This is a genomic window from Metapseudomonas otitidis (genome assembly GCF_900111835.1).
Lineage (GTDB): Bacteria > Pseudomonadota > Gammaproteobacteria > Pseudomonadales > Pseudomonadaceae > Metapseudomonas > Metapseudomonas otitidis.
In genome coordinates, this window is the sequence record NZ_FOJP01000005.1 from 43,834 (window position 1) to 68,464 (window position 24,631).

The 24,631-nt window shown below is 67.6% G+C and carries 23 protein-coding genes and 2 tRNA genes; 7 read left to right on the forward strand and 18 right to left on the reverse strand.

The window, feature by feature from the left end:
- Positions 1-95: 95 nt before the first annotated feature.
- The 7 genes from BM198_RS07425 to BM198_RS07455 all read right to left on the reverse strand — a co-directional run bounded on the left by BM198_RS07425 (position 96) and on the right by BM198_RS07455 (position 3,334).
- Positions 96-566, reverse strand: coding sequence for an SEL1-like repeat protein (locus tag BM198_RS07425; RefSeq protein WP_074968941.1), 471 nt, complete (start codon positions 564-566; stop codon positions 96-98).
- Positions 566-931 carry a hypothetical protein gene (locus BM198_RS07430; protein WP_044406163.1) on the reverse strand — a complete coding sequence of 122 codons (366 nt, stop codon included), beginning with the start codon at positions 929-931 and terminating at the stop codon, positions 566-568. Before BM198_RS07430 ends, BM198_RS07425 begins: the two co-directional genes overlap by 1 nt.
- The gene (locus BM198_RS07435) at positions 928-1,236 is read right to left on the reverse strand and encodes a helix-turn-helix domain-containing protein (RefSeq protein ID WP_069560867.1); all 309 of its coding nucleotides are present in this window, start codon (positions 1,234-1,236) and stop codon (positions 928-930) included. The genes BM198_RS07430 and BM198_RS07435 overlap by 4 nt, the downstream gene beginning before the upstream one ends.
- 127 nt (positions 1,237-1,363) lie before the next feature.
- Complete coding sequence (locus BM198_RS07440) at positions 1,364-1,807, reverse strand: YkvA family protein (RefSeq protein ID WP_074968943.1); 444 nt, start codon at positions 1,805-1,807, stop codon at positions 1,364-1,366.
- A 402-nt stretch (positions 1,808-2,209) separates the two neighbouring features.
- Complete coding sequence (locus BM198_RS07445; RefSeq protein WP_044406170.1) at positions 2,210-2,935, reverse strand: BamJ family beta-barrel-assembly machinery protein; 726 nt, start codon at positions 2,933-2,935, stop codon at positions 2,210-2,212.
- Between the two features lie 231 nt (positions 2,936-3,166).
- Positions 3,167-3,243 (reverse strand) — tRNA-Asp (locus BM198_RS07450).
- 15 nt (positions 3,244-3,258) lie between these two features.
- Positions 3,259-3,334, reverse strand: a tRNA-Val gene (locus tag BM198_RS07455).
- 157 nt (positions 3,335-3,491) lie between these two features.
- On the opposite strand from BM198_RS07455, the gene rdgC reads away from it, so the two are divergent.
- From rdgC to sugE, 3 genes are all read left to right on the forward strand, one after another.
- On the forward strand, positions 3,492-4,412 hold the full coding sequence (rdgC, locus tag BM198_RS07460) for a recombination-associated protein RdgC (RefSeq protein ID WP_044406173.1): 921 nt from the start codon (positions 3,492-3,494) through the stop codon (positions 4,410-4,412).
- Between the two features lie 57 nt (positions 4,413-4,469).
- A complete protein-coding gene (locus tag BM198_RS07465; protein WP_074968945.1) occupies positions 4,470-5,423 on the forward strand; it encodes a bile acid:sodium symporter family protein in 954 nt (317 codons plus the stop codon).
- A 163-nt stretch (positions 5,424-5,586) separates the two neighbouring features.
- On the forward strand, positions 5,587-5,901 hold the full coding sequence (gene sugE, locus BM198_RS07470) for a quaternary ammonium compound efflux SMR transporter SugE (protein WP_044406178.1): 315 nt from the start codon (positions 5,587-5,589) through the stop codon (positions 5,899-5,901).
- Between the two features lie 54 nt (positions 5,902-5,955).
- Here sugE and BM198_RS07475 read toward each other — a convergent pair whose 3' ends face one another.
- From BM198_RS07475 to BM198_RS07495, 5 genes are all read right to left on the reverse strand, one after another.
- Positions 5,956-7,830, reverse strand: coding sequence for an MFS transporter (locus tag BM198_RS07475; protein WP_074968947.1), 1,875 nt, complete (start codon positions 7,828-7,830; stop codon positions 5,956-5,958).
- 129 nt (positions 7,831-7,959) lie between these two features.
- Positions 7,960-8,289, reverse strand: a complete 330-nt coding sequence (locus BM198_RS07480) for an AzlD domain-containing protein (RefSeq protein WP_074968949.1) — start codon at positions 8,287-8,289, stop codon at positions 7,960-7,962.
- A complete protein-coding gene (locus BM198_RS07485; protein ID WP_074968951.1) occupies positions 8,289-9,002 on the reverse strand; it encodes an AzlC family ABC transporter permease in 714 nt (237 codons plus the stop codon). Before BM198_RS07485 ends, BM198_RS07480 begins: the two co-directional genes overlap by 1 nt.
- Before the next feature lie 37 nt (positions 9,003-9,039).
- A complete protein-coding gene (locus BM198_RS07490; RefSeq protein ID WP_074968953.1) occupies positions 9,040-9,882 on the reverse strand; it encodes a helix-turn-helix transcriptional regulator in 843 nt (280 codons plus the stop codon).
- Positions 9,879-10,448 carry a GNAT family N-acetyltransferase gene (locus BM198_RS07495; protein WP_074968955.1) on the reverse strand — a complete coding sequence of 190 codons (570 nt, stop codon included), beginning with the start codon at positions 10,446-10,448 and terminating at the stop codon, positions 9,879-9,881. The genes BM198_RS07490 and BM198_RS07495 overlap by 4 nt, the downstream gene beginning before the upstream one ends.
- 237 nt (positions 10,449-10,685) lie before the next feature.
- On the opposite strand from BM198_RS07495, the gene BM198_RS07500 reads away from it, so the two are divergent.
- The gene (locus BM198_RS07500; protein ID WP_074968957.1) at positions 10,686-14,162 is read left to right on the forward strand and encodes a hybrid sensor histidine kinase/response regulator; all 3,477 of its coding nucleotides are present in this window, start codon (positions 10,686-10,688) and stop codon (positions 14,160-14,162) included.
- A gap of 86 nt (positions 14,163-14,248) precedes the next feature.
- Positions 14,249-15,448, forward strand: coding sequence for a GGDEF domain-containing protein (locus BM198_RS07505; RefSeq protein ID WP_074968959.1), 1,200 nt, complete (start codon positions 14,249-14,251; stop codon positions 15,446-15,448).
- Here the strand turns inward: BM198_RS07505 and BM198_RS07510 are convergent.
- On the reverse strand, positions 15,445-16,260 hold the full coding sequence (locus BM198_RS07510; protein WP_074968961.1) for a MerR family transcriptional regulator: 816 nt from the start codon (positions 16,258-16,260) through the stop codon (positions 15,445-15,447). The two genes, BM198_RS07505 and BM198_RS07510, sit on opposite strands and share 4 nt — an antisense overlap.
- Before the next feature lie 267 nt (positions 16,261-16,527).
- Between BM198_RS07510 and BM198_RS07515 the strand changes: the two genes are divergently transcribed.
- Complete coding sequence (locus BM198_RS07515) at positions 16,528-17,439, forward strand: alpha/beta fold hydrolase (protein WP_074968963.1); 912 nt, start codon at positions 16,528-16,530, stop codon at positions 17,437-17,439.
- A gap of 11 nt (positions 17,440-17,450) precedes the next feature.
- Here BM198_RS07515 and BM198_RS07520 read toward each other — a convergent pair whose 3' ends face one another.
- Positions 17,451-17,768, reverse strand: a complete 318-nt coding sequence (locus tag BM198_RS07520; protein ID WP_044407199.1) for a DMT family transporter — start codon at positions 17,766-17,768, stop codon at positions 17,451-17,453.
- Between the two features lie 10 nt (positions 17,769-17,778).
- Positions 17,779-18,417 (reverse strand): FMN-dependent NADH-azoreductase, encoded by a 639-nt coding sequence (locus tag BM198_RS07525; RefSeq protein WP_074968965.1) that lies wholly within the window; start codon positions 18,415-18,417, stop codon positions 17,779-17,781.
- Between the two features lie 137 nt (positions 18,418-18,554).
- Between BM198_RS07525 and BM198_RS07530 the strand changes: the two genes are divergently transcribed.
- Positions 18,555-19,454: a LysR substrate-binding domain-containing protein gene (locus BM198_RS07530; protein ID WP_074968967.1), complete on the forward strand. Its 900-nt coding sequence runs from the start codon at positions 18,555-18,557 to the stop codon at positions 19,452-19,454.
- A 113-nt stretch (positions 19,455-19,567) separates the two neighbouring features.
- Here the strand turns inward: BM198_RS07530 and putP are convergent, their stop codons facing one another.
- From putP to BM198_RS07545, 3 genes are all read right to left on the reverse strand, one after another.
- Positions 19,568-21,061, reverse strand: a complete 1,494-nt coding sequence (putP, locus tag BM198_RS07535; protein WP_044407203.1) for a sodium/proline symporter PutP — start codon at positions 21,059-21,061, stop codon at positions 19,568-19,570.
- 576 nt (positions 21,062-21,637) lie between these two features.
- Positions 21,638-23,677, reverse strand: a complete 2,040-nt coding sequence (locus tag BM198_RS07540; RefSeq protein ID WP_074968969.1) for a TonB-dependent receptor — start codon at positions 23,675-23,677, stop codon at positions 21,638-21,640.
- Between the two features lie 181 nt (positions 23,678-23,858).
- Positions 23,859-24,611 (reverse strand): AraC family transcriptional regulator, encoded by a 753-nt coding sequence (locus tag BM198_RS07545; protein ID WP_044407205.1) that lies wholly within the window; start codon positions 24,609-24,611, stop codon positions 23,859-23,861.
- Positions 24,612-24,631: the final 20 nt, after the last annotated feature.

Here is a 24,631-nt window from a genome sequence, read left to right on the forward strand (position 1 = left end):
ATGCTCATTTACAACACGTAAACTGCGCTTCTTCGGGCGTTTTCGCCTTGCCTGACCTTCGCTCGACGACTTTTCGTACAGCGCCTAGGTTCGACTCAGAGCCCGAGCTGGGCGGCACGACGATCCATGCGTTCGGCGGCCTCGACATCCGCCACCAGCCCCGGCCCGCCCTCGCGGTACAGGTCCGCCAGCTTGCGCGCCGCGAGCGGGTGGCCGGCCTGCTCCGCCAGGCTCCACCAGTGGGCGGCCTGGGCCGCATCCGGTGCCTGCCGGGCATCACCGGCCAATGCCAGCACGCCCAGTTGGTAAGCCGACTTGCCGTCCCCGGCCTGGCCCGCCAGGCGCAACAAGCGAATGCCCTCCTCCCGCGCACCGAAGCCCTGGCCGCGGTGCAACAGCAGGTGGCCATAGAAGCGCTGGGCCGCGACATTCCCGAGGTTGGCCTGCCGGGCGTACTGCCCCTGCATCCAGTTCCAGGCACGCGGGTTGCGCACCAGCGACGGGAAACGCAGCAGCCAGCGGGCCACCGCATAACCCAGCCAGGCCCGCAGCTTCCAGATGGCCATCAGGGTTCCTCGGGGTAGTCGAATTCGAAGACGCGAACCACCTCGGCGGCATGCCAGGAGGCAGCAGCCACACCGTCCGGAGGACCGGAGAAACGCCCCAGTCGCACCACGAATTCGAAGAAGCCGGTACGCGGCAGGCGACTGGCGCCCTGGCTGATCACCAGGGAGCTGCGCAATGGCCGCTCGGCCCGGGCATCCAGCGCCGCCAGGTGTTCCAGGGCAGCGGTGAGGGTCTGCATCGCCGGGCTCGGCAGTTGCAGGCGCTCCACCAAGGCCCGGTAGGTCAGGAGATGCCGCTGGCGCCGCGCATCATCCAGCTCATTCAACAGCGACTGCCAGTGCTGGCGACTGATGCGTACGCTCATTGCACCTCCCAGCCGGCGATCCCCAGGGTCACGGCCAGGGACCGCTGGATGGCGGCATCGGGCTCGCGCTCACCCTCCTCGATCAACCCCAGGTAGACCGGGCTGATGCCCACCGCACGCGCCAATTGCTCGATGCTCTGACCACGCGCCTCGCGCAGTGCCCGCAGCTCGCGCAGGGGATGGGTATCGGCGGGGGCCGAAGCGGGTGCGGCCTGTCCGGCGGCCTGCAGCAGCGCCTGGTAATCGGCCCAAGGCAATACGGCGTATTCCGCTTCGCCGTCACGCATGATCACTTGCACGTTCATTGCAACTCCCGTGGACAGCAGTGCCGACGTCTCAGCACCTTCCTTGCAGGCGGCCATCTTAACAGGGCGAATCGGCCTACGGGGTCCTACATGAACGGAGCATGACCGGGTAGGCAGACCCACGGGATCAGCTGAATTCCTCCGACAGTTCCTGCGGTGCGGGGAGTTGCTCCAGACGCGCCACCACCTCCGGTGCCTGGGCATAGCGCCAGCGGCGGAATGCCTCCAGCTCCTGGCCCCAGGTGCGCATGACCCAGGCCAGCACCGCAAGGTCGTCGATCAGGCCCGCCCCCAGCACCCAATCGGGGATCGCATCCACCGGCGTCAGGAAGTAGACCAGCCCGGCCACCACCGACAGCAGCGCCTTGGGGCTCAGATCCCGATACTGCCCGCGAACCCGTGCCACGCAGAGCGCCATCAGCAGCTTCAGGTCCTCCCGTGCCCCACCCAGACGACCACCTTGGCGGGCACTCTTTCGGGTGACGGCCAACAGCAAGGCCGGTAGACGTCCGCGGGCCAGGAATCGGCCGGCCAGGGGCAGGTAACGTTCGAAATTCCAGGGTGCCTTCATCGTCTCGACTCTCCGAACCGCATGGGACGGGCTCTTCCGCGGTTACTCACAGATCCTGTGGATAACCTTGTTGACAGTGTATTGATTACGCCATGAAAGCCCCGCGCCACGAGGCCTCCGCTCAGATCGGCGATTTTTTCGCCACGCCGAAAAAGCCAGCTAAATCAACCAGTTGATTTTTTGTCCAGTCGCTGCGGCAGCCCGTCGCAGTGACAAATCCGTGACTGCACGACCATGTGCATAACCGTAACAGGGTGGCGTGCCTCCACCCCCTTTCAGACCTGCCGGTCGAGCCGGGGTTCGTTTGGTAACCCGCAGTCTCGTTACGGTCAGGAGCGCCTATCGAAAGAAAGGCACAAACGAAAACGCCCCGCTAGGCGGGGCGTCTTGGTCGACCGGGCATTACTGCTGCGGAGCAGCACCCTGGTCAGCGGCCTGATCCTTGATGCCGATCAGTTCCAGGTCGAAGACCAGGACCGAGTTGGCCGGGATCGCCGGGCTCGGGCTCTGCGCGCCGTAAGCCAGCTCGGACGGGATGTACAGCTTGTACTTCTCGCCGACGTGCATCAGTTGCAGGCCTTCCACCCAACCGGGGATCACGCCGCTCACCGGCAGGTCGATCGGGCTGCCACGCTGGATGGAGCTGTCGAACACGGTGCCGTCGGTCAGCTTGCCTTCGTAGTGGACAGTGACCACGTCGGTGGGCTTGGGCTGGGCGCCGTCGGCCTTCTTGATCACTTCGTACTGCAGGCCGGAAGCGGTGGTGGTGACTTCCTTGCGCTTGCCGTTCTCTTCCAGGAACTTCTTGCCCGCCTTGGCGGACTCTTCGTTCAGCTTGGTCATGCGCTCTTCGGCACGCTTCTGCAGGAAGGCGAAGGCTTCGACCAGCTCTTCATCCTTCAGGCGCTGGTCCTTCTTGCCGATGGCGTCTTCGATACCCAGGGCGACGGCTTTGGAATCCAGGTCGTCCATGCCTTCCTGGGCGAGGCTCTTGCCCATGTTCAGGCCGATGCCATAGGACGCCTTCTGGGCCGGGGTCTTCAGCTCGACGCTGCTGGTCTGGGAGTCGCAGCCTGCGAGCACCAGGCCCACCAGGGCCACCGCTGCCGCCAACCGAGTTTGTTTCATGCTGATTCCTTATCTGTACGCCGTGAGGGCATGTTCGAAGAAGCGGCGAGCTTAGCAGGCCGCTGCGATCAGTGGCTATGGGCACTTAGGATCGAAAACAGGGGAATAAGTTCAGCGCCAGGGCGAGGATTTTGCGGCTTTTCGCCACCAATCACCTGGGCCGGAACCGCACCGAAAAAACCGGGACGAACGAAAAAGCCCTCAGGTATCGCTACCTGAGGGCTTTGTATATGGCGCAGCGGACGGGACTCGAACCCGCGACCCCCGGCGTGACAGGCCGGTATTCTAACCGACTGAACTACCGCTGCGCGTTACCCCGAGATTGGTGGGTGATGACGGGATCGAACCGCCGACCCTCTGCTTGTAAGGCAGATGCTCTCCCGGCTGAGCTAATCACCCTTCACTCTCGAAGTGGTGCGCATTCTAGGGATGCATTCGAACTCTGGCAAGCCCTTTTTCAAAAAATTTTTTCAGCCGTTCCAAAGGCTTAGCGCAGGGTTGGCCTGCAGGCCCGGGACGAGAATAATGCGGCCTTTGTTTCCGGAGAGTTCCTCTTATGTGGTTCCGCAACCTGCTCGTCTACCGCCTCACCCAGGATGTGCCCTTCGACGCCGACGCCCTGGAGGCCGCCCTGGCCACCAAGCCCGCGCGCCCCTGCGCCAGCCAGGAACTGACCACCTACGGCTTCGTGGCGCCCTTCGGCAAAGGTGCGGACGCGCCGCTGGTCCACGTGAGCGAGGGCTTCATGCTGGTGGCCGCTCGCAAGGAGGAACGCATCCTGCCCGGCAGCGTGGTACGTGATGCGCTGAAGGAGAAGGTCGACGAGATCGAGACCCAGCAGATGCGCAAGGTCTACAAGAAGGAGCGCGACCAGCTCAAGGACGAGATCGTCCAGACCCTGCTGCCGCGCGCCTTCATCCGCAAGTCGGCCACCTTCGCCGCCATCGCCCCGGCCCAGGGCCTGATCCTGGTGGACGCCTCCAGCCCGAAGCGTGCCGAGGACCTGCTCTCCACCCTGCGCGAAGCCATCGGCTCGCTGCCGGTGCGCCCGGCCTCGGTGAAGATCGCCCCCACCGCCACCCTCACCGAGTGGGTCAAGACCCAGGAAGCCGCCAAGGACTTCTACGTCCTCGACGAATGCGAGCTGCGTGACACCGACGAAGACGGCGGCGTGGTGCGCTGCAAGCGCCAGGACCTGACCAGTGACGAGATCCAGCTGCACCTCTCCTCCGGCAAGCTGGTCACCCAGCTGTCCCTGGCCTGGCAGGACAAGCTCTCCTTCATCCTCGACGACAAGCTGGTGATCAAGCGCTTGCGCTTCGAAGACCTGCTGCAGGAGAAAGCCGAGCAGGACGGCGGCGAAGACGCCCTCGCCCAGTTGGACGCCAGCTTCACCCTGATGATGCTGACGCTGGTGGAGTTCCTGCCCCAGTTGCTCGACGCCCTCGGCGGCGAAGAGATACCCCAGGGCATCTGACCCTCCCGAAGCGCCGGCCCAGAGCCGGCGTTTTCACGATAACGACAAGGAATGACCATGCGCGCCCTCGCTGCCTTGAGCCGCTTCGTCGGCAACACCTTCGCCCTCTGGATCCTGCTGTTCGCTGTGCTGGCGTTCTGCGTCCCGGCCCCCTTCCTGCCGATCACCCAATGGATCGTGCCGTTGCTGGGGCTGGTGATGTTCGGCATGGGCCTGACACTGAAGGCAGCGGACTTCCGCGAAGTCGCGCGGCGGCCGCTGTGGGTGCTGATCGGCGTGCTTGCCCAGTTCATCATCATGCCGGGCCTGGCCTGGCTGCTCTGTCGGTTACTGCAGTTGCCGCCGGAAATCGCCGTCGGCGTCATCCTGGTCGGCTGCTGCCCCGGCGGCACCGCCTCGAACGTGATGGCCTGGTTCTCCCGCGGGGACGTGGCCCTGTCCGTCGCCATCACCGCCGTCACCACCCTGCTGGCGCCGCTGGTCACGCCCGCGCTGATCTGGCTGCTGGCTTCGGCCTGGCTACCGGTGCAGTTCAGCGCCCTGTTCATGTCCATCCTGCAGGTGGTGCTGGTGCCCATCGCCCTCGGCTTCATCGTGCAACGCCTGCTGGGTGCGCGGGTGCAGGTGGCCGAGCAGGTGCTGCCACTGGTGTCGGTGCTGTGCATCGTCGCCATCGTGGCCGGCGTCGTTGCCGCCAGCCAGGCCAAGATCGCCGAGTCCGGCCTGCTGATCATGGCGGTGGTGGTGCTGCACAACGGCTTCGGCCTGGCGTTGGGCTACCTCGCCGGCCGCGTCTTCGGCCTGCCGCTGGCCCAGCGCAAGACTCTCTCCATCGAGGTCGGCATGCAGAACTCCGGGCTCGGAGCAGCCCTGGCCAACGCCCATTTCTCCCCCCTGGCCGCCGTGCCGAGCGCGCTGTTCAGCGTTTGGCACAACCTGTCCGGCTCACTGCTAGCCGCGATCTTCCGACGCATGAGCGAACCCGATTCTGACCGTCCCGCACACCATTGACTGACAACCGCCTGCCCGTACGGACTTGTCCGCACGGGCAGGATGTGCAAAATACTGCGCAAACGCAGGGACGGCCCTGCCACTTCCAGCCACGCCTTCAGTGCGGCGCTGCAGTGACCACCCGGGGACGGCCCCCACATTCCGTCCCCCTCTGGAGGTCACCATGTCCTGGATCATCCTGTTCTTCGCCGGCCTGTTCGAAGTGGGTTGGGCCGTCGGCCTGAAATACACCGAAGGCTTCACCCGCCCGCTGCCCACCGCCCTCACCGTGCTGGCCATGGCCATCAGCCTCGGCCTCCTGGGCCTGGCCATGAAGCAATTGCCCCTGGGTACCGCCTACGCGATCTGGACCGGCATCGGCGCCGTCGGCACCGTCATCGCCGGCGTCATCCTGTTCGGCGAGTCGGTCGCGCTGATGCGCCTGGGCAGCGTCGCGCTGATCATCTGCGGGCTGATCGGGCTCAAGATGAGCACCTGAATCGCGCCCATGAAAAAGCCCGCCTTCCGGCGGGCTTTTTTCGTTCCGGATCGCTCAGCGCACCTCACCACGCAGCGCCGCCACCGATGCCTGCAGGCTGAGGCGGTCCACCGTCTCCGGCGCCAGTGCCGGGCCAGCCACCAGGTTGATGTGGGACCAGAAGCGCTTGAACAGGCCTTTGTTCGGGTCGCGGCTGAAGAAGCTGCCCCACAGGCCCTGCAGCGCCATCGGGATCACCGGCACCGGGTTCTGTTCGAGGATGCGCTCCACGCCGCTCTTGAACTCGTTCATCTCGCCATCGCCGGTCAGCTTGCCCTCGGGGAAGATGCACACCACCTCGCCCGCCTTCAGGTACTCGTCGATCTTCTTGAAGGCGCGGTCGTAGACCAGCAGGTCCTCGCTGCGGCCGGCGATCGGCACGGTGCCGGCCGTGCGGAAGATGAAGTTGAGCACCGGCAGGTTGTAGATCTTGTAGTACATGACGAAGCGCACCGGCCGGCGCACCGCGCCACCGATCAGCAGCGCATCGACGAAGGACACGTGGTTGCATACCAGCAGCGCCGCGCCCTCCTCCGGGATCGCCTCCAGGCCGCGATGGTGCACGCGGTACATGGAGTGGCCGAGCAGCCACACCAGAAAGCGCATGCTGAACTCGGGGACGATCTTGAAGATGTAGCTGTTCACCGCGATGTTCATCAGCGACACCACCAGGAACAGCTGCGGGATCGACAGCTTGGCCACGCTCAGGAACAGGATCGAGGCGATGGCCGAAACCACCATGAACAAGGCGTTGAGGATGTTGTTGGCCGCAATCACCCGCGCCCGCTCGTTCTCCGCGGTGCGCGACTGGATCAGCGCATACAGCGGCACGATGTAGAAGCCGCCGAATAGGCCGATGCCGAAGATGTCCGCCAGGATCATCCACGCCTGCGGCTCGCTCAGCACGGCCAGCCAGTCATGGGGCTGGGATCCCTGGGGGAAGCCGCCGGAGTGCCACCACAGCAGGATGCCGAACACCGTCAGGCCGATGGAGCCGAAGGGCACCAGGCCGATTTCCACCTTGCCGCCGGAAAGGCGCTCGCAAAGCATCGACCCCATGGCGATGCCCACCGAGAACACCGTGAGGATCAGCGTCACCACGCTCTCGTCGCCGTACAGCAGGTCCTTCGAGTAGGCCGGGATCTGCGTCAGGTAGATGGCGCCGAGGAACCAGAACCAGGAGTTGCCCACCAGCGAGCGCGACACCGACGGCCGCTGCTCCAGGCCCAGCCGCAGGATGCGCCAGGACTGCACGAAGATGTTCCACTCCAGCTTCAGCTCCGGCATGGCCGCCGCCGCACGGGGAATGCCCCGGCTGGCCAGGTAGCCCAGGCAGGCGGTGAGCAGGATGGCACCGGCCACGATCGGCTCGTAGTGCGACGCGGACATCATGACGCCCGCGCCGATGGTGCCGGCGAGGATCGCCAGGAAGGTGCCCATCTCCACCAGCGCGTTGCCCCCCACCAGCTCCTGCTCGCGCAGGGCCTGGGGCAGGATCGAGTACTTGACCGGGCCGAACAGCGCCGAGTGGGTGCCCATGGCGAACAGCGCCGCCAGCAGGAGCCAGAGGTTGTCGAAGAAGAAGCCCAGCGCACCGACCGCCATGATGGCGATCTCCGCCAGCTTGATGGCGCGGATCAGGGCGTCCTTGGCGTACTTCTCGCCGAACTGGCCACCCAGGGCGGAAAACAGGAAGAACGGCAGGATGAACAACAGCGCGCAGAGGTTGACGTAGATCCCCTTGTCGCCGGAGATCGCCAGCTTGTAGAGGATCGCCAGGATCAGCGATTGCTTGAAGATGTTGTCGTTGAAGGCCCCGAGCAGCTGGGTCACGAAGAACGGCAGGAAGCGCCGCGTGCCCAGCAGAGCGAATTGCGAATGTTGGCTCATCGTCCTTGGTACCTGATGGTTGGCGAGAATGCGCCCCGCAGGGAATCGCACGTCGCTGATTGGACATCAGGACCCGGTCGGAAAGCCACATCTGCCGCGAGGATGTTTGAAACGGCGCGGATTTATAGCCTAGATCGGCAACTGCCCCAGGTACGCCCGCAGTGCGAAGAACAGCAGCAGCCCACCGAGGATGGTCGCCAGCAGGTGCCGGGTCAGCGCGGCGATGAGGATGCAGCCCAATCCGCCCAGCAGGTAGGCGTTGTCCAGCGCCAGGGCCAGGTGCTCGCCGTCAGGCATCAGCATGCCCGGCACCACGATGGCGGTGAGCACTGCCGTGGGCACGTAGTGCAACCCCTGGCGCACCACCGGCGGGAAGCGCAGGTCCGGCCAGGCGAACAGGCTGTAGCGAATGGCGAAGGTGATCGCGGCCATGCCGAGGATCAGCAACCAGGTTTCCATCACAGGGCCTCCCCCAGCAGATCCAGGCGATCACGGCGCTCCAGCACCACGCCCACCACGATGCCGGCCAGCGCCGCCGCCATCAGCCCGAGTTTGTAGGGCAGGCCCTGGCACGCCACCGCCACCGCACCGGCCACCAGCGCCGCCGCCACCTGCGGACGGTTGCGCAGCATGGGTACGACGATGCCGATGAAGGTCGCCAGCATGGCGAAGTCCAGCCCCCAGGCCGCGAGATTGGGCACCGCCTGGCCGAACACCACACCCACCAGGGTGTAGGACACCCAGCTCAGGTACATCGCCAGCGCAGCGCCGAGGAAGTACCAGTGCTTGAGCGGCGAGTCGTCCTCCTCCGCATAACGGTGCTGCACCACGGCGAACGCCTCGTCGGTGAGCCAGAAGGCCAGCAGCAGGCGCCAGCGCCGCGGCAGGTGCCGCACGAAGGGTTGCAGGGTGGCGCTGTAGAGGGCGTGGCGCAGGTTCACCACCAGGGTGGTGAGCAGCACCACCGCCACCCCGGCACCACCGCCCAGCAGGGTGATGGCGATGAACTGGGCCGAGCCGGCGAACACCAGCAGGGACATGCCGAGGGTCTGCCAGGCATCGAGGCCAGCCCCGGCGGCCAGGGTGCCGTAGATGATGCCGAAGGGCATGGCGCCAATGAGCATCGGCACGATGTCGCGAACGCCACGGAGGAATTCTGTAGAGCGGGACATGGGATTCTCCTTGTCCCCGTACTCTGCCAGCCGGCGCTCAGTCGGTCTTGAACGATCTTGCGCTGGCGGTCCGGTATTCGCCGGGACCTACACCATAGGTCTGCTTGAACTGACGGGTCAGGTGGCTCTGGTCGGCAAAGCCCAGCTGCATCGCCACCGACAACGGCGCGCAACCGCTGCGCAGCATGGCCCGCGCCTGCTCCAGGCGACGCTGCTTGAGCCACGCGTGGGGCGGCATCCCGGTGGCGCGCTGGAAGACCCGGGCGAAGTGGAACGGCGAAAGCCCCACCAGGGCCGCCAGTTCCTCCAGGGATGGCGGCGAGGCCAGGCGCGCCGCCAGCACCTCGCGGGCCAGCGCCACGGCCTGGGGCTCCTGCCCCGCCGGCCGTGGCGCACCGATGCGCGCGTGGCGGCTGAACAGCAGCAGGATCGCCTCGCGCCAGGCCACCTGCTGCTCCAGGGCGGAGGCATTGCGCTCCAGCAGGCAGTGCAGGTCGAGGAAGCGGCGGGTCACCTCGGGGTCATGTAGCACGCTGTCGGCGAAGGTGGGCAGGCCGCCGGTGGCGATCTCCAGCTCGTCCAGCACATCGGTCACCCGGTGCAGGTCGGGGTAGAACCCCCGGTAGCGCCAGCCTTCCTCGTGGGCCTTGGAGCCGGTGTGCAGCTCGTCCGGGTTGATCAGCACCATGCTGCCGACGGCGGCCAGGTGGTCGCTGCCGCGATGGCGGAAGCGCTGGGCGCCGGACTCGAGGATGGTGAAGACGTAGCCTTCGTGCACGTGGGGCGAGAAGCGATGCTGGATGTAGCGCGCATGCAGGAGCTCGACCCCGCTCAGCGCACTGGCCTGCCAGAAGCGCGTGCGCTCACCGCCGGTGCTCATTGGACGAATGCAGCTTCCAGGGCCTGCTTCACCGCCGGCCACTCGTGGTCGGTGATGCTGAACATCACACTGTCGTCCAGGCGCCCGTCGGCCAGGCGACGGTGGTTGCGCAGCACACCCTCGCGCACCGCGCCGAGCTTCTCGATGGCCCGTTGCGAGCGCAGGTTGCTGCCGGCGGTCTTCAGCTGCACCCGCACCACCTGCCACTCCTCGAAGGCGTGGCGCAGCATCAGGTACTTGACCGAGGCGTTGAGGCCGGTGCCGTGCTCGCTGCCGGCCAGCCAGGTCCAGCCGATCTCCACGGCGGGCAGGGCCGGCATGAATTCGGCGAATCGGCTGGTGCCCACCAGGCGGTCACCCAGGCGGATGGCGAACACCACGGCCTGGCCTTCGCGCTGCTGGGCAATGCCCTGGCGGTACCAGTCCGGCCGCAGCGGGCCGCTCATGTAGACCAGTTCGTTGCGATTGGCTTCGGCCAGGGCCGCCAGCTCGCTGACATCGGCCTCCCCCAGTGGCTCCAGGCGCAATGCGCCACGCTGCAGGGTGACCGGTTGCGGATTGAACATCTGCACCCTCCTCAGGCGAATAACCCCTGCCCGTTCTACGCGACAACCGGACGCGGTTGCCTGGCAGGGCTGCGGCGCGGGCTCCAGGCCCGGCGCGGCAAGCCAAGCTAACAGCCCGGCAAGAGGCGCTCAAGTCCGCCTGCGACCTTGGTAGCAGCCGCCTGACGGAAATGACCTTTGGTGCGAAACTGCAGCCTGTGCCCGGGCCCTGCCCGCCCTTTTTCCTCCGGAGTCTGCATGTCGTTGTCCAGCGGGCTGATAGCCGCGGTCGCCCTCCTCTACATGGCGGTGCTGTTCAGCATCGCCTTCTACGGCGATCGCCGCAGCGCCCCGATGCCGCCCCGGGCGCGTGCCCTGATGTTCAGCCTGTCGCTGGCGGTGTACTGCACCAGCTGGACCTTCTTCGGCGCCGTCGGCCAGGCCGCCGGGCAGCTCTGGGCCTTCCTGCCCATCTACCTGGGGCCCATCCTGCTGATGGTGTTCGCCCCCTGGGTGCTGCAGAAGATGGTGCTGATCAGCAAGCAGGAGAACATCACCTCCATCGCCGACTTCATCGCCGCCCGCTACGGCAAGTCCCAGGCGCTGGCGGTGGTGGTGGCGCTGATCTGCCTGGTCAGCGTGCTGCCCTACATCGCCCTGCAGCTCAAGGGCATCGTCCTCGGCGTCAACCTGCTGGTGGGCTCCGGCGCGGACTCCACCGGCACCCGCGCCCAGGACACGGCATTGATCGTGTCCCTGGTGCTGGCCCTGTTCACCATCCTCTTCGGCACCCGCAATCTGGACGCCACCGAGCACCACCGGGGCATGGTGATGGCGATTTCCTTCGAATCGCTGATCAAGCTGCTGGCGTTCCTCGCGGTGGGTACCTACGTCAGCTTCGTGCTCTTCGACGGCTTCGACGACCTGACCCGCCGCGCCCTGCTCGCTCCGCAGCTGGAGAACTTCTGGAACCACCCGGTGGAATGGCCGACGCTCATCGTGCAGACCGCCGTGGCCATGACCGCCTTCGTCTGCCTGCCCCGGCAGTTCCACGTGGCGGTGGTGGAGAACATCGACGCCCGCGACCTGCGCACCGCCCGCTGGGTGTTCCCGGTGTACCTGGCCCTGGCCGCGCTGTTCGTCGTGCCCATCGCCCTGGCCGGCATGATGCTGCTGCCCGCCGGCGTGATGCCGGACTCCTTCGTCATCAGCCTGCCCCTGGCCGAGGCCCACCCGGCGCTGGCCCTGATGGCCTTCATCGGTGGCGCCTCGGCGGCCACCGGCATGGTGATCGTCGAAGCCGTGGCCCTCTCGACCATGGTCTCCAACGACATGCTGCTGCCCTGGCTGCTGCGCCGGCAGAACGCCGAGCGGCCGTTCGAGGTGTTCCGCCACTGGATGCTCTCGGTGCGCCGCATCAGCATCGTGGTGATCATCCTGCTGGGCTACGTCAGCTACCGCCTGCTGGGTTCCACCGCGAGCCTGGCCACCATCGGCCAGATCGCCTTCGCCGCCATCGCCCAGCTCGGCCCGGCCATGGCCGGCGCCCTGTACTGGAAGCAGGCCAACCGCCGGGGCGTGTTCGCCGGGCTGGCCACCGGCTCCGCGCTCTGGGCCTACACCCTGGTGCTGCCGCTGGTGGCGCGCGGCCTCGGCTGGCCGCTGGAGGCCTTCCCCGGCCTGGCCTGGCTGATGGCCAACCCGCTGCACCTGCCCATCGACCCGCAGACCCAGGGCGTGGTCATTTCCCTGGCCGGCAACTGGCTGCTGTTCGCCTGGGTCTCGGTGCTCTCCCGCACCCGCGTCTCCGAACACTGGCAGGCCAGCCGCTTCATCGGCCAGGTGGTCTCGGCACGCCCCAGCGGCCGCTCGCTGCTGGCGGTGCAGGTGGAGGACCTGCTGATGCTTGCCGCCCGCTTCGTCGGCGAGGAACGCGCACGGCAGAGCTTCGCCCGCTTCGCCTACCGCCAGGGCACCAGCTTCACCCCCACGCAGAACGCCAACCAGGACTGGATCACCCACACCGAACGGCTGCTGGCCGGCGTGCTCGGCGCCTCCTCCGCCCGCGCGGTGGTGAAGGCCGCCATCGAAGGCCGCGAGATGCAGGTGGAGGATGTCGTGCGCATCGTCGACGAAGCCTCCGAGGTGCTGCAGTTCAACCGCGCCCTGCTGCAGGGCGCCATCGAGAACATCACCCAGGGCATCAGCGTGGTGGACCAGTCCCTGCGCCTGGTGGCCTGGAACCGCCGCTACCTGGAGCTGTTCGACTACCCGGAAGGCCTGATCAGCGTCGGCCGGCCCATCGCCGACATCATCCGCTACAACGCCGAGCGCGGCCTCTGCGGCCCCGGTGATGCCGAAGCCCATGTCTCCCGCCGGCTGTACTGGATGCGCCAGGGCAACGCCCACACCTCGGAACGGATGTTCCCCAATGGCCGGGTCATCGAGCTGATCGGCAACCCCATGCCCGGCGGCGGCTTCGTCATGAGCTTCACCGACATCACCGCCTTCCGCGAGGCCGAGCACGCCCTCAAGGAATCCAACGAAAGCCTGGAGCAGCGCGTCGTCGAGCGCACCCAGGAGCTGTCCCAGCTGAACCAGGCGCTGATCGAGGCCAAGGGCACGGCCGAGGCCGCCAACCAGTCGAAGACCCGCTTCCTCGCTGCCGTCAGCCACGACCTGATGCAGCCGCTGAACGCCGCGCGGCTGTTCTCCGCCGCCCTCGCCCACCAGCTGGAAGCGCTGCCCCCCGAGGCCCGTGAACTGGTGGGGCACCTCGACAGCTCGCTGCGCTCGGCCGAGGACCTGATCACCGACCTGCTGGACATCTCGCGCCTGGAAAGCGGCCGCATCACCCCCGACCGCACCACCTTCCCCCTGGCCAGCCTGTTCGACACCCTGGGGGCCGAGTTCAAGGCCCTGGCCCAGGAACAGGGCGTGCAGTTCCGCCTGTGCGGCAGCCGGCTGAACATCGAGAGCGACGCCAAGCTGCTGCGCCGGGTGCTGCAGAACTTCCTCACCAACGCCTTCCGCTACGCCAAGGGCCACGTGCTGCTGGGCGTGCGCCGCGAAGGCGACGCCCTGCGCCTGGAAGTCTGGGACCGCGGCCCCGGCATCCCCGAGGACAAGCGCAAGGTCATCTTCGAGGAGTTCAAGCGCCTCGACAGCCACCAGACCCGCGCCGAGAAGGGTCTGGGCCTGGGCCTGGCGATTGCCGACGGCCTCTGCCGGGTGCTCGGCCACCGGCTGGAGGTGCGCTCCTGGCCCGGCAAGGGCAGCGTCTTCAGCGTCACCGTGCCCATAGCGCGCCAGGCCCGCCCGGCCCCGGCCCGCCAGCCGCAGGAAGGCGCGGGCCAGGCCCTCAACGGCACCCAGGTGCTGTGCATCGACAACGAGGACAGCATCCTCACCGGCATGGACAGCCTGCTGTCACGCTGGGGCTGCCGCGTCTGGACCGCGCGCAACCGCCTGGAGTGCGAGCAGTTGCTGGAGGAAGCCGTGCGCCCGGAACTGGTGCTGGTGGACTACCACCTCGACGAAGGCGAGACCGGCACCGAGCTGATGGGCTGGCTGCGCACCCGCATGGGCGGCCCGGTGCCCGGCGTGGTGATCAGCGCCGACGCCCGCGCCGAGCTGGTGGCGGAAGTCCACGCGGCGGGGCTCGACTACCTCGCCAAGCCGGTGAAGCCCGCCGCGCTGCGGGCGCTGATCAGCCGCCACGTGACGCTGCGCTGACGGGCAAACGCCAACCGATGTGACGCAGTTCCCGCTTTCCAGGCATCGCGGTATAAGAAGCGCCACGAAATCCAGGAATGCCGTCGATGCCACTCCAGACCGGGCAGGCCGCAGTCATGCCGCCCCTGCCCGAACGCCCCGCCGAGGACTACCTCGCCGAACGGGTCGCCACCCTCTTCTCCACCAGCCCGGCCACGGCGGTGGGCAACGTCTTCTCCGGTACCATGGTGTTCGGCGTCTACCACGCCAGCGCCCCGTTGTTCGGCCGCTGCGTATGGCTGCTGGTGCTGGTGCTGCTGATGGGTGTGCGGCTCTGGCTGGTGGCGGCCTGGCGCCGCAACCCGCAGCGCTTCACCCCGCTCGCCTGGGCCCGCCTGACCATGTGCCAGTGCGGCGCGGTCGGCCTCGCCTGGGGCTTCGGCGCCATCTGGCTGATGGGCTACGGCACCGCCTACGAGGACGTGATCTACGGCTGCATCGCCCTGGCCTCGGTGATGGTGGCGATGAGCAACGTCTCCTACTGGCCGGCCCACCTGGCCTTCCACGTGCCGATGTTCACCCTGCTGGGCATCGCCTACGCCCTCGACCCGGAGCCCCAGGCACGCTTCCTCGCCATCTCCGCCTGGGTGGTGTGCCCCTTCATCGCCGAGATGGGCCGGCGCCTGCAGATCCGCTTCAACGAGGCCCTCAAGCTGGCCTGGGAGCACCAGGTGCTGGCGCACAAGTACGCCCTGGCCAACCAGGAGCTGGCGGTGCTGAGCCGCACCGACGACCTGACCCGCATCGCCAACAAGCGCCACCTGGACGAAACCCTCAAGCGCGAGTGGCACCGCTGCGCCCGCACCCACGCGCCGCTGAGCGTGCTGATGCTGGATATCGACCACTTCAAGCTCTACAACGACCGCTATGGCCACCTGGCCGGCGACACCTGCATCCGCCAGGTGGCCGAGGCCATGCGCGGCAGCATCCGCGAGCACTGCGATTTCGTCGCACGCTTTGGCGGGGAGGAGTTCACCGTGGTCATGCCCGGCACCGACCTGGCCACGGCCCGGGCCATCGCCGAACGCATCCGCGCGTCCATCGAGTCTCTGCAGGTCCCCCATGCCGGTGCGCAGCGCGGCTACCTCACGGTGAGCATCGGCGTGGCCTCCACCGAACAGCCGGTGGCCCGTGAAGAGGCCCTGGTAGGGAATGCGGATGTGGCGCTCTACAAGGCCAAGCACCTGGGCCGTAACCGGGTCGAAGCCTTCACCGCCGAGGATGCCCCGGCAACCGGCACTCCCTAGCTCTTCAGGAAGCCCTTCAGCAGTTCACCGACACGGCCACCCAGCTCCTGGTTGGCGGACGCCTGAAGCCCCCGCGCCAGCTCGCTGTCCACCACCTCCTCCACCAGCGGCCGCAGGGCCAGCAGTTGAAGGTTCAGCGCCTCCAACTCGGAAACGTGGGGCAGGCTGCTGCTGAGCAGCGGGTTGACCAGGTGGGCGACGATCATGCCGACGATGCCATCGGCCACCGGCGCCACCTGCTGGCGGATCAGCGCGAACTGCTCCAGCAGCACCGCCAGCGGGATGCCGGAGCGGTGCAGTTGCACCCCGGCGTTGAAGATGCGTGGGTTCAGTACCCGCAAGTGATCCCCGGCGAACTCCACCAGCCCCAGCTCGCGGGCGCGGTCCAGGGTGTCGTCGGTCAGCGCCTCGCCGAACAGCGCAATCAGCTCGTCGAAGCCCAGGCGGGTCGGCTCCGGCTGGCCCCAGGCCCCGGCGATGGCAGCGTCCAGGCCCAGCACATGGGCCAGGTCGCGCCCCTGCTCCCAGGCCTCCAGCAGCTCGCGGATGCTGGCGATGCTGTAGCCGCGCTCCAGCAACTGGCCGATCAGCAGCAGCCGCGACAGGTGCCCGCCGTTGTAGATGCCCACCCGCCCGCGCCGCTCCGGCGGCGGCAGCAGGCCGCGGTCCTGGTAGGCCCGCAGGTTGCGCACGGTGGTGCCGGCCTCGCGGGCCAGTTCGTCGACGGTGTATTCCGCTGTCTCGGGCGGGGCATCCCCCTCGGCCGGCGTACGGGCCAGCAGGCGAGACAGGAAGGGCTGGGGTGTCTTCATGGGGGCGGATCATAGCCCCGCCCCCGGACCGCCAACAACACGCCCACCCCGCCCCATCCTATGGCTGGACTTGCTGCCGCCCCTTCCCGCCCGGCACCCCGCAGAAGCGCGCAAAGCCAGGTACGGCAAGGCGTTCAGGCGGGCGGTAACGGGGTAACGCTGCGGGCACGGCAACTGGCCAGGCGCCCGCGTCTCACTGACAATCCGTGACATCGCCTGATGTCACGATTCGTGCCCCAGGCCCACCTCACGCCCGGGAGCACGCCCATGAACGCACCGCTCAACCTCGAACCCCAGCGCACCCTCGTCCAGGGCGATGGCGTGCGCCTGGCCACCTACCAATGGGGCAACGCCCAGGGCCCGGTGCTGCTGCTGGTGCACGGCTACCCCGATAACCACCGGGTCTGGCTGCCGCTGGTGCGCGAACTGGCCGCCGACTACCGGATCATCGCCTACGACGTGCGCGGCGCCGGTGACTCCGAAGCGCCCCGGCGGGTGCGGGACTACCGCCTGGTGCACCTGGCCAACGACCTCGAAGCGGTGATCCGCGCCCACAGCCCGGACCGCCCGGTGCACCTGGTGGCCCATGACTGGGGCTCGATCCAGAGCTGGGAGGCGGTGACCGATCCGCGCTTCGAGCCGCTGCTGGCCTCCTACACCAGCCTCTCCGGGCCCTGCCTGGACCACGTCGGCCACTGGATGCGCGCCCGCTTCGGGCGCCTCGCCCCACGCGGCTGGCTGCAGGCGCTCGGGCAACTGGTCAGCTCCTGGTACATCGCCTTCTTCCAGACGCCCTGGCTGCCGGAACTGTGCTGGCGGCTGGGTCTGGCGCGCGCCTGGCCGGCCGTGATGCGGCAGATGGAGCGCATCCGCGAGCCGGAGCGCAACCCGCACCAGTTGGCCGACGGCCAGCACGGGGTGAAGCTCTACCGCGCCAACTTCATGCCGCGCCTGTTCGCCGCTCGCCAACGCCCCACCCGGGTGCCGGTGCAACTGGTGGTGCAGACCCGTGACCGCTACGTGCGACCCCAGCTGTTCGAGGGCCTGGAACGCTGGGCCCCGGACCTGCTGCGACGCGAGGTGGACGCCGGCCACTGGCAACTGCTGGCCCGCCCGGGTCGCCTGGCAGCCTGGTTGCGGGCCTTCGTCGAGGCGAAGGAGCACGACGCCGGGCGCTGAGCGCCCGGCTCTCAAGCCGCGCCGCCCTTCAGGCCGGCCACGCCCGCCACGATCAGCACCACCGACAGCCCCTTCACCGGCGTGAAGGACTCCCCCAGCAGCACCACGCCGAGGATGACGGTGCCGAGGCTGCCGATGGCCGTCCACACCGGGTAGGCGACGCTCACCGGTAGCACGCGCATTGACAGGGTCAGGAAGTAGATGCCGGCGACAGCGGCCACGATCACCAAGGCGCTGGGCAGCGGCCGGGTGAAGCCCTCCGCGTACTTCATGCCCATGGCGAAGAGCACCTCGAAGACGGCGGCGACCAGCAGGTATGTCCAGGCCATGGCGGGCACCTCAGAACACCTCGGCCAGTTCGACCAGGGCACGCTCGGCGCGCTGGTAGGATTGCTCGAAGGCCGCGCCGCCGAACTCGTCGTTCTCCACCGCCACCACCGTCACGTCGCTGATGCCGATGTAGCCCAATACCGTGCGCAGGTAGGTGTCGGCATGGTTCATGTGGGCGTTGGCACCGCCCGGCCCGTAGCCATGGTCACCCCGGGTGGTGATGACCAGCGCCTTGCGCCCCAGCACCAGCGGCGTATACGGGTTGCCCGGCCGCCCCGGATCGAAGTCGAAGGTGCGGTGGATGCGCACGACCTGGTCGATCCAGGCCTTGACCCCGCTGGGCACGCCGAAGTTGTACATCGGGGCGGAGATCACCAGGCGATCAGCGGCCAGCAACTCATCCACCAACTGGTCGCTCAAGGCCAGGTCGGCTTTCATCACCTCGCTGCGACTCTCCGGCTCGGGGTGGAAGGCGGCGGCGATCCAGCCTTCGGTCAGCGGGGCGATGGGGGCTCGTCCCACCTCCCGTCGCACCACCTGGCGCTCGCTGCGCTGTGCCTGCCAGGCGGCAAGGAAGGTCTCCTGCAGGCGGCGCGAGTGGGAGCGCTCGCCACGGGGGCTGCCTTGGATGGAAAGAATTCGGCTCATCTCTGACTCCTGGGTGCAGTGGGCTCATCGAGGCCGGTGACCGGCCCTGGAACAGGCACTAAGCTAGGTTTCGCCGCATTCGCGGACAAATGAGCGTTAGTTCATCGAGATGAATCCATTTCACCCGTGGAGATTGCATGTTCGCCAACCTGCCCCTCACCGCACTGCGCACCTTCGAATCCGCCGCGCGCCAGCTGAGCTTCAAGGCGGCCGCCGAGGAGCTGGCGGTGACGCCGACGGCGGTCTCCCACCAGATCCGCAGCCTGGAGGGCTGGCTCGGCGTGCCGCTGTTCGAGCGCCGGCCCCGCAGCGTGCGGCTGACCGCTTGCGGCCAGCAGCTGTTCGGCAGCCTCCACGGCGCCCTGCTGGATGTGAGCCAGACCCTCGATCACCTGCGGCCCCAGCCCAGCAGCGGCCAGCTGACGATCTCCACCACCCCGGCCTTTGCCGCGCTGTGGCTGATCCCGCGCCTGGGGCGTTTCTACGCCGAGTACCCGGCGATCCGCCTGCGCCTGGACACCAGCAACACCCTGGTGGACCTGCATCAGGACGCTAGCATCGACCTGGTGATCCGCTACGGCACCACGCACTACCCCAGCCTGCACAGCCAGTGCCTGCTGGATGAACGCTTCGGCGTCTACGGCGCGCCCGCGCTGGTGGACAACCTGGGCAGCCAGGTGCCCACGCTGATCACCATCCGCTGGCGCAGCCCGCAGCTCTACGAGCTGGGCTGGAAGGCCTGGTGCCAGGCCGCCGGCGCGCAGCATCTGCTGGAAAGCGCGCCACAGCGCGAGTACGACGAGGAGCACTACGCCCTGCAAGCCGCCATCGCCGGCCAGGGGTTGGTGCTGGCGAGTTCGATCCTGGTGTCCGAAAGCATCGCCAGCGGGCTGCTGATGCCCTACCGCCCCGAGGTCAGCGTCGAGGGCGCCGGTTACTCCACCCTGTGCGTGCCGGGCCGCGAGCGTCACCCTCCGGTCAAGGCGTTTTCCGACTGGTTGGGCCGGGAAGCGGGGGCCGTACCGCCTCCGGCCTGAAGCCGGTGCCCGTGGCGCGGCATAAAAAAACGGCCCAGGTCGGGGAGGACGTGGGCCGTTGAGGCGCTATCGCAATCGTCAGGCGGGGTCTGTGCCCCGCTGGAGGACGCCGGTCAGGCGCTGGCGTCCTGGTATTCCTTCTCGGCGGCGTCGAAGCGCTTGATCATCGAATCCGACGGCGCGGCGCCGATGCGGCTGAAGATCAGGATGCCGAGGGTGGCGAGGATGAAGCCCGGGATGATTTCGTACAGGCCGGTCCAGCCGAAGAAGTTCTTCCACAGGATCACGGTGACGGCGCCCAGCACCATGCCCGCCAGGGCACCGTTGCGGGTCATGCCCTTCCACACCAGGGAGAGGATCACCACCGGGCCGAAGGCGGCGCCGAAGCCCGCCCAGGCGTAGGACACCAGGCCCAGCACCTTGCTCTCGGGGTTGGAGGCGATGGCGATGGCGATCACGGCCACCAACAGCACCATGGCGCGGCCGACCCAGACCAGTTCGTTCTGGCTGGCGTTCTTGCGGAAGAAGGCCTTGTAGAAGTCTTCGGTCAGAGCGCTGGAGCACACCAGCAGCTGGCAGCTCAGGGTGGACATCACGGCCGCCAGGATGGCGGACAGCAGCACGCCGGCCACCCAGGGGTTGAACAGCAGCTTGGCCAGCTCGATGAACACGCGCTCGGGGTTGGCGGTGACCGGGCCGGCCACGTCCGGGTGAGCGGAGAAGTAGGCGATGCCGAAGAAACCGACGGCAACCGCGCCGCCCAGGCAGGCGATCATCCAGGTCATGGAGATGCGGCGGGCGTTGGGGATGGACTTGACCGAGTCAGCGGCCATGAAGCGCGCCAGGATGTGTGGCTGGCCGAAGTAGCCCAGGCCCCAGGCCATCAGCGAGATCACACCGATGAAGGTGGCGCCCTTGAGCATGTCGAAGTGGGCGGCGTCCTGCAGTTCGATGGCGGCGAAGGTCGGATCGATGCCGCCGTTGATCATCATCACCACGACCGGAGTGAGGATCAGGGCGAAGATCATCAGGGTCGCCTGCACGGTGTCGGTCCAGCTCACCGCCAGGAAGCCACCGATGAAGGTGTAGGCGATGGTGGCAGCGGCGCCGGCCCACAGCGCGGTCCCGTAGGACAGGCCGAAGGTGCTTTCGAACAGGCGGGCACCGGCGACGATGCCGGAAGCGCAGTAGATGGTGAAGAACACCAGGATCACCACGGCGGAGAAGATGCGCAGGATGCGGCTGTGGTCTTCGAAGCGGTTGGTGAAGAAGTCCGGCAGGGTCAGGGCGTTGCCGTTGTGCTCGGTCTGCACCCGCAGGCGGCCGGCCACCAGCAGCCAGTTGAGGTAGGCGCCGACGATCAGGCCGATGGCGATCCAGGCCTCGGACAGGCCGGAGAGGTAGATGGCGCCGGGCAGGCCCATCAGCAGCCAGCCGCTCATGTCGGAAGCGCCAGCGGACAGCGCGGTGACGAAGCTGCCGAGGCTGCGGCCCCCGAGGATGTAGTCGGACAGGTTGTTGGTGGAACGGTAGGCGGCCAGGCCGATCAGTACCATGGCGGCGATATAGATCACGAACGTGATCAGCATCGGGTTGCTGAGTGTCATGGGGTCTCCCCTGCTCGTTTGTTGTTATTCGGGAGCTGAGGGTGGTCTGCTCCCGTGGTGATTGTTTGGCGACCGCGCGTGGCGATGACCGCTTGGCTTCTCGACCCTGTCGGCCAATAGCCGATTCACGTCCGATCGAACTTCAAGCGAGGCGATCCGGCCCCACCCGTCATCGAAGGCCCTGCTCATGGGGAGCGGCCCTCGCGAACATGTACAGAAATACCTGGCCTCTTGGCTGACGCACCGTCCGCCCAGGACGGTGCGTGGATTAACCGCTGCGGGGTGACGGGCGGCCACCTCATCGGACATGGGGCCCGTTCGGGTACCGCGCCTGCACGTGGAAAGGCGTGATTCCCGGGTGCGCTACCCGTTGGTCTTCATGACCATCGCGTTGGATTCAGTACAGCCCAAACCGTCGATGAAGGCGGGCTGAAAATCAGGAAGCGTGGAATGTAGAGAGGTGGCACCTCGACTTTCTTACACAATCCTCTGATTTCATTTCCGGATAGTCCGATAAAGGGAACTTTCTGCCAAAAGGTGCAACCGGCTACTCGTCAGAGCAGCCGGCACTTTGACTCAGAAAGCCAGGCGCACGCCCATGGTCAGGTTGCGCCCCGGGAGTAGCACCTCGTCCTTGATGAAGGAACTGTGGTTGCGCCCTTCGGCATCCAGCAGGTTGCTCCCCTTGAGGTAGAGCTCGTAGTCGGCCATCTCCAGCTTGCCGGTGTAGGTCAGCGCGGCACCGAGCATGTTGTAGCCGCCGGTACGGGTCTCGTAGTCGGCGAGCTGGTCCTGGCGCTGCACGCGGTAGAACTCCAGCTGCCCGGCGAGGGCCGGTGCCAGGCGCTGATCGAGGCGGATGCCCAGGCGATCGGCCGGGATGCGCGGCAGGTCCCCGCCGCCGCTGCGCAGGCGGCCACGCACGCGGTCGCCGAAGAGCGTGACGTCGGTGTCATCGCTGAAGCGATAGCCCACCTCGCCCTCGGCGCCGGTCAGCACGGCATCCTGCTGGCGGTACTGGATCTCGCGCATTTCGCCGCCGATGTCGCGCCCGGTGTCCGCCGCGTAGATGAAGTCATCGATCTGGTTGCGGTAGACGCTGAGGCTGAAGTGGGTGCGGCCGGCGAACTTGCGCAGGGTCAGCTCGACGTTCCGCGAGGTTTCCTCGCTCAGGTTCGGGTCCCCCAGTTCGACGGTACGGGTCGCGGCGTGGGGGCCGTTGGCGTACAGCTCTTCGGCGGTGGGCAGGCGCTGGGAGCGGGACAGGGAGAAGCCAAGGGAGTATTCCGGCGCGAAGGTCCAGACCGCCCCGGCGGACACGGAGGTGCCGCGGTGCTGGCGGCTGCGCTCCCCGCGCGCGGAGATGTCCTGCCACTCGTGGCGCAGGCCCAGTTCGTAGCGCCAGTCATCCCAGGTGTACTCCTCCAGCAGGAACAGGCCGTGGTTGCGGGTCAGGCTCGGCGGCACATAGGCCTCTTCGCCCAGGGCCTGGAAGTCCCGGCGCGAGCTCTGCCCGCCCAGCACGCCACGCCAGCCGAACAGCGGTGCGTGGGTCAGCTCCAGGCGGGAGTCGTAGGCCTTGTTCTTGAAGGTGGTCGCGGCCTCCCCGCCTTCCATCTCCTCGTGCTGGTAGTCGCTGTAGCCCCCTCGTACACGGGCCAGCTCGAAGCCCGGCAGCGGGTCGCTGTACTCACCGCGTACGTCCCAGCGCTTCTGCTTCATGTCGATGTAGGGCAGCCCGCCCTCCTCGTGGTCATCGTGGGCATGGCCGTGCCCGTGGGCGCCGCAATGCCAGTCGCGCGGGCCATGGGTGTGGCAGTGGGCATGTTCGTGGGCGAGCAGGCCGTAGCGATTGTTCTGCTCGGTGTAGGCCAGGCCCAGGTAGCCGCGATCACCGATCCAGCTGCCCCCCAGGGTGGCGCTGTCGGTGTCGTTGTAGGCCCCGGTCTGTTTCGAGGAGCGCGGGTCGCCGGCCGCACCGGGAATGTCGTAGGCGTTGGCCTGGCGCTTGAGCCCCTCGATGCGCCAGGCGAACGGGCCGGTGCCGATCGTCAGGCCACCGGCCCCGAGGCCCTCGTCGGCCATGGTGTTGCCGCGCAACTCCAGCTCGCCTTCGTAGCCCTTCTCGGGGAGCGCAACGGGAATCTTCTTGTCGATCACGTTCACCACCCCGCCGATGGCGCCGCCGCCATACAACAGGGTGGCGGGCCCCTTCAGCACTTCGACGCGTTCCACCAGCAACGGCTCGATCGCCACGGCGTGGTCCGGGCTGACGGTGGACGCATCCAGCGTGTCCACGCCGTCGCTCAGGACCCGCACCCGCGCACCGTCCAGCCCACGGATCACCGGGCGGCTGGCGCCGGGGCCGAAGCTGCTGGCATGCACCCCGGGCAGGCCGTCGAGCGTCTCGCCGAGGGTCGCCTCGCGGCGCAGGCGCAGGGCGTCGCCTTCCAGCACCTCGGCGGGGGTCGTCATGTCGCGGGTTGCGGTGGACAGGGCGCTGGCGCGCACCACGCTGGGCTCCAGCTCCACGGGCGATTCGGCTTCGGCTGCCAGGGCCGCCGGCCCGGAGAACAGGGCGATGGCCAGGGCGAGTGGAGAGCGGATCGGTTTCATCATGGGATCCTCGAATAGTCGTCGGCGCGCCACCTTGCGCGCCTGTCAGGCGGATGGACGTGCGACGCAGGCAGGCTGCGTCGGGCCGACACTATAAAGCGTTATAACGTAACAAATAAGAGCGAATCGCATTGGCCGGCAATTCACTGACAAAGGCTTTGGAACGGGCCTTACGGCCCCGTCAGGCGTGGTCGCGCAGTCGCTTCGGCGTCAGACCCAGGTGGCGGCGCATGGCGGTGGTCAGGGCGCTCTGGCTGGAGAAGCCGCATTCCTCGGCGATGCGCACCAGGGCGAGGTCGCTTTCGCGCAGCAGGCGGGAGGCGCGGTCGAGGCGAGCGCGCAGCAGGTACTGGTGGGGCGTCAGGCCGACGCTGTCCTTGAACAGGGCGTGGAAATGGCTGGGGCTAAGGCAGGCCACCTGGGCCAGCTCGGCCACGCTGATGCGCCGGGCCAGGTTGTCGGCGATGTAGGCATCCAGCGGTTCCAGGTCGAGGCCCTGGTTGCTGCGCCGCCCACGCTCGCCGAACAGCCGCAGGTACAGCGCACGCAGCAGGACACCACCCAGGGCACGGGCCAGCAGCGGGTCGTCGCCGTAGCGCTGCAGCTCGGCGCCGGCGTAGCTCAGCAGGTGCTGGAAGTCGGCGTCGAGGTCGGGGAAGCGGGGGATGTCGAACAGGCGCTGGAGCAGCTCGCGGTCCTCGCTGGCGGCCTCCGGCGCGTTGAGGTCGAGGATCAGCATGCGGTTGTCGCCGCAGCCGGCGAAGACGTGCTCGGTGGTGCCCGGCACCACGCAGGCGCGCATGCGGCACACTTCGCCACCGCGGCCACCCACTTCAAAAGCGGCGCGGCCAGCCAGGGACATCACCAGTTGATGGTGGTCATGGGCGTGGGCGTGGGCCTGTTCATCCAGGCGTTGCAGGCGGGCGACGAGCATGGCAGGGGTTGCTCAAAATT

Bases quoted from the DNA above. Each gene is read 5' to 3' on its own strand.
- BM198_RS07425 (WP_074968941.1), bottom strand. From the start codon at position 566: ATGGCCATCTGGAAGCTGCGGGCCTGGCTGGGTTATGCGGTGGCCCGC.
- BM198_RS07430 (WP_044406163.1), bottom strand. From the start codon at position 931: ATGAGCGTACGCATCAGTCGCCAGCACTGGCAGTCGCTGTTGAATGAG.
- BM198_RS07435 (WP_069560867.1), bottom strand. From the start codon at position 1,236: ATGAACGTGCAAGTGATCATGCGTGACGGCGAAGCGGAATACGCCGTA.
- BM198_RS07440 (WP_074968943.1), bottom strand. From the start codon at position 1,807: ATGAAGGCACCCTGGAATTTCGAACGTTACCTGCCCCTGGCCGGCCGA.
- BM198_RS07445 (WP_044406170.1), bottom strand. From the start codon at position 2,935: ATGAAACAAACTCGGTTGGCGGCAGCGGTGGCCCTGGTGGGCCTGGTG.
- rdgC (WP_044406173.1), top strand. From the start codon at position 3,492: ATGTGGTTCCGCAACCTGCTCGTCTACCGCCTCACCCAGGATGTGCCC.
- BM198_RS07465 (WP_074968945.1), top strand. From the start codon at position 4,470: ATGCGCGCCCTCGCTGCCTTGAGCCGCTTCGTCGGCAACACCTTCGCC.
- sugE (WP_044406178.1), top strand. From the start codon at position 5,587: ATGTCCTGGATCATCCTGTTCTTCGCCGGCCTGTTCGAAGTGGGTTGG.
- BM198_RS07475 (WP_074968947.1), bottom strand. From the start codon at position 7,830: ATGAGCCAACATTCGCAATTCGCTCTGCTGGGCACGCGGCGCTTCCTG.
- BM198_RS07480 (WP_074968949.1), bottom strand. From the start codon at position 8,289: ATGGAAACCTGGTTGCTGATCCTCGGCATGGCCGCGATCACCTTCGCC.
- BM198_RS07485 (WP_074968951.1), bottom strand. From the start codon at position 9,002: ATGTCCCGCTCTACAGAATTCCTCCGTGGCGTTCGCGACATCGTGCCG.
- BM198_RS07490 (WP_074968953.1), bottom strand. From the start codon at position 9,882: ATGAGCACCGGCGGTGAGCGCACGCGCTTCTGGCAGGCCAGTGCGCTG.
- BM198_RS07495 (WP_074968955.1), bottom strand. From the start codon at position 10,448: ATGTTCAATCCGCAACCGGTCACCCTGCAGCGTGGCGCATTGCGCCTG.
- BM198_RS07500 (WP_074968957.1), top strand. From the start codon at position 10,686: ATGTCGTTGTCCAGCGGGCTGATAGCCGCGGTCGCCCTCCTCTACATG.
- BM198_RS07505 (WP_074968959.1), top strand. From the start codon at position 14,249: ATGCCACTCCAGACCGGGCAGGCCGCAGTCATGCCGCCCCTGCCCGAA.
- BM198_RS07510 (WP_074968961.1), bottom strand. From the start codon at position 16,260: ATGAAGACACCCCAGCCCTTCCTGTCTCGCCTGCTGGCCCGTACGCCG.
- BM198_RS07515 (WP_074968963.1), top strand. From the start codon at position 16,528: ATGAACGCACCGCTCAACCTCGAACCCCAGCGCACCCTCGTCCAGGGC.
- BM198_RS07520 (WP_044407199.1), bottom strand. From the start codon at position 17,768: ATGGCCTGGACATACCTGCTGGTCGCCGCCGTCTTCGAGGTGCTCTTC.
- BM198_RS07525 (WP_074968965.1), bottom strand. From the start codon at position 18,417: ATGAGCCGAATTCTTTCCATCCAAGGCAGCCCCCGTGGCGAGCGCTCC.
- BM198_RS07530 (WP_074968967.1), top strand. From the start codon at position 18,555: ATGTTCGCCAACCTGCCCCTCACCGCACTGCGCACCTTCGAATCCGCC.
- putP (WP_044407203.1), bottom strand. From the start codon at position 21,061: ATGACACTCAGCAACCCGATGCTGATCACGTTCGTGATCTATATCGCC.
- BM198_RS07540 (WP_074968969.1), bottom strand. From the start codon at position 23,677: ATGAAACCGATCCGCTCTCCACTCGCCCTGGCCATCGCCCTGTTCTCC.
- BM198_RS07545 (WP_044407205.1), bottom strand. From the start codon at position 24,611: ATGCTCGTCGCCCGCCTGCAACGCCTGGATGAACAGGCCCACGCCCAC.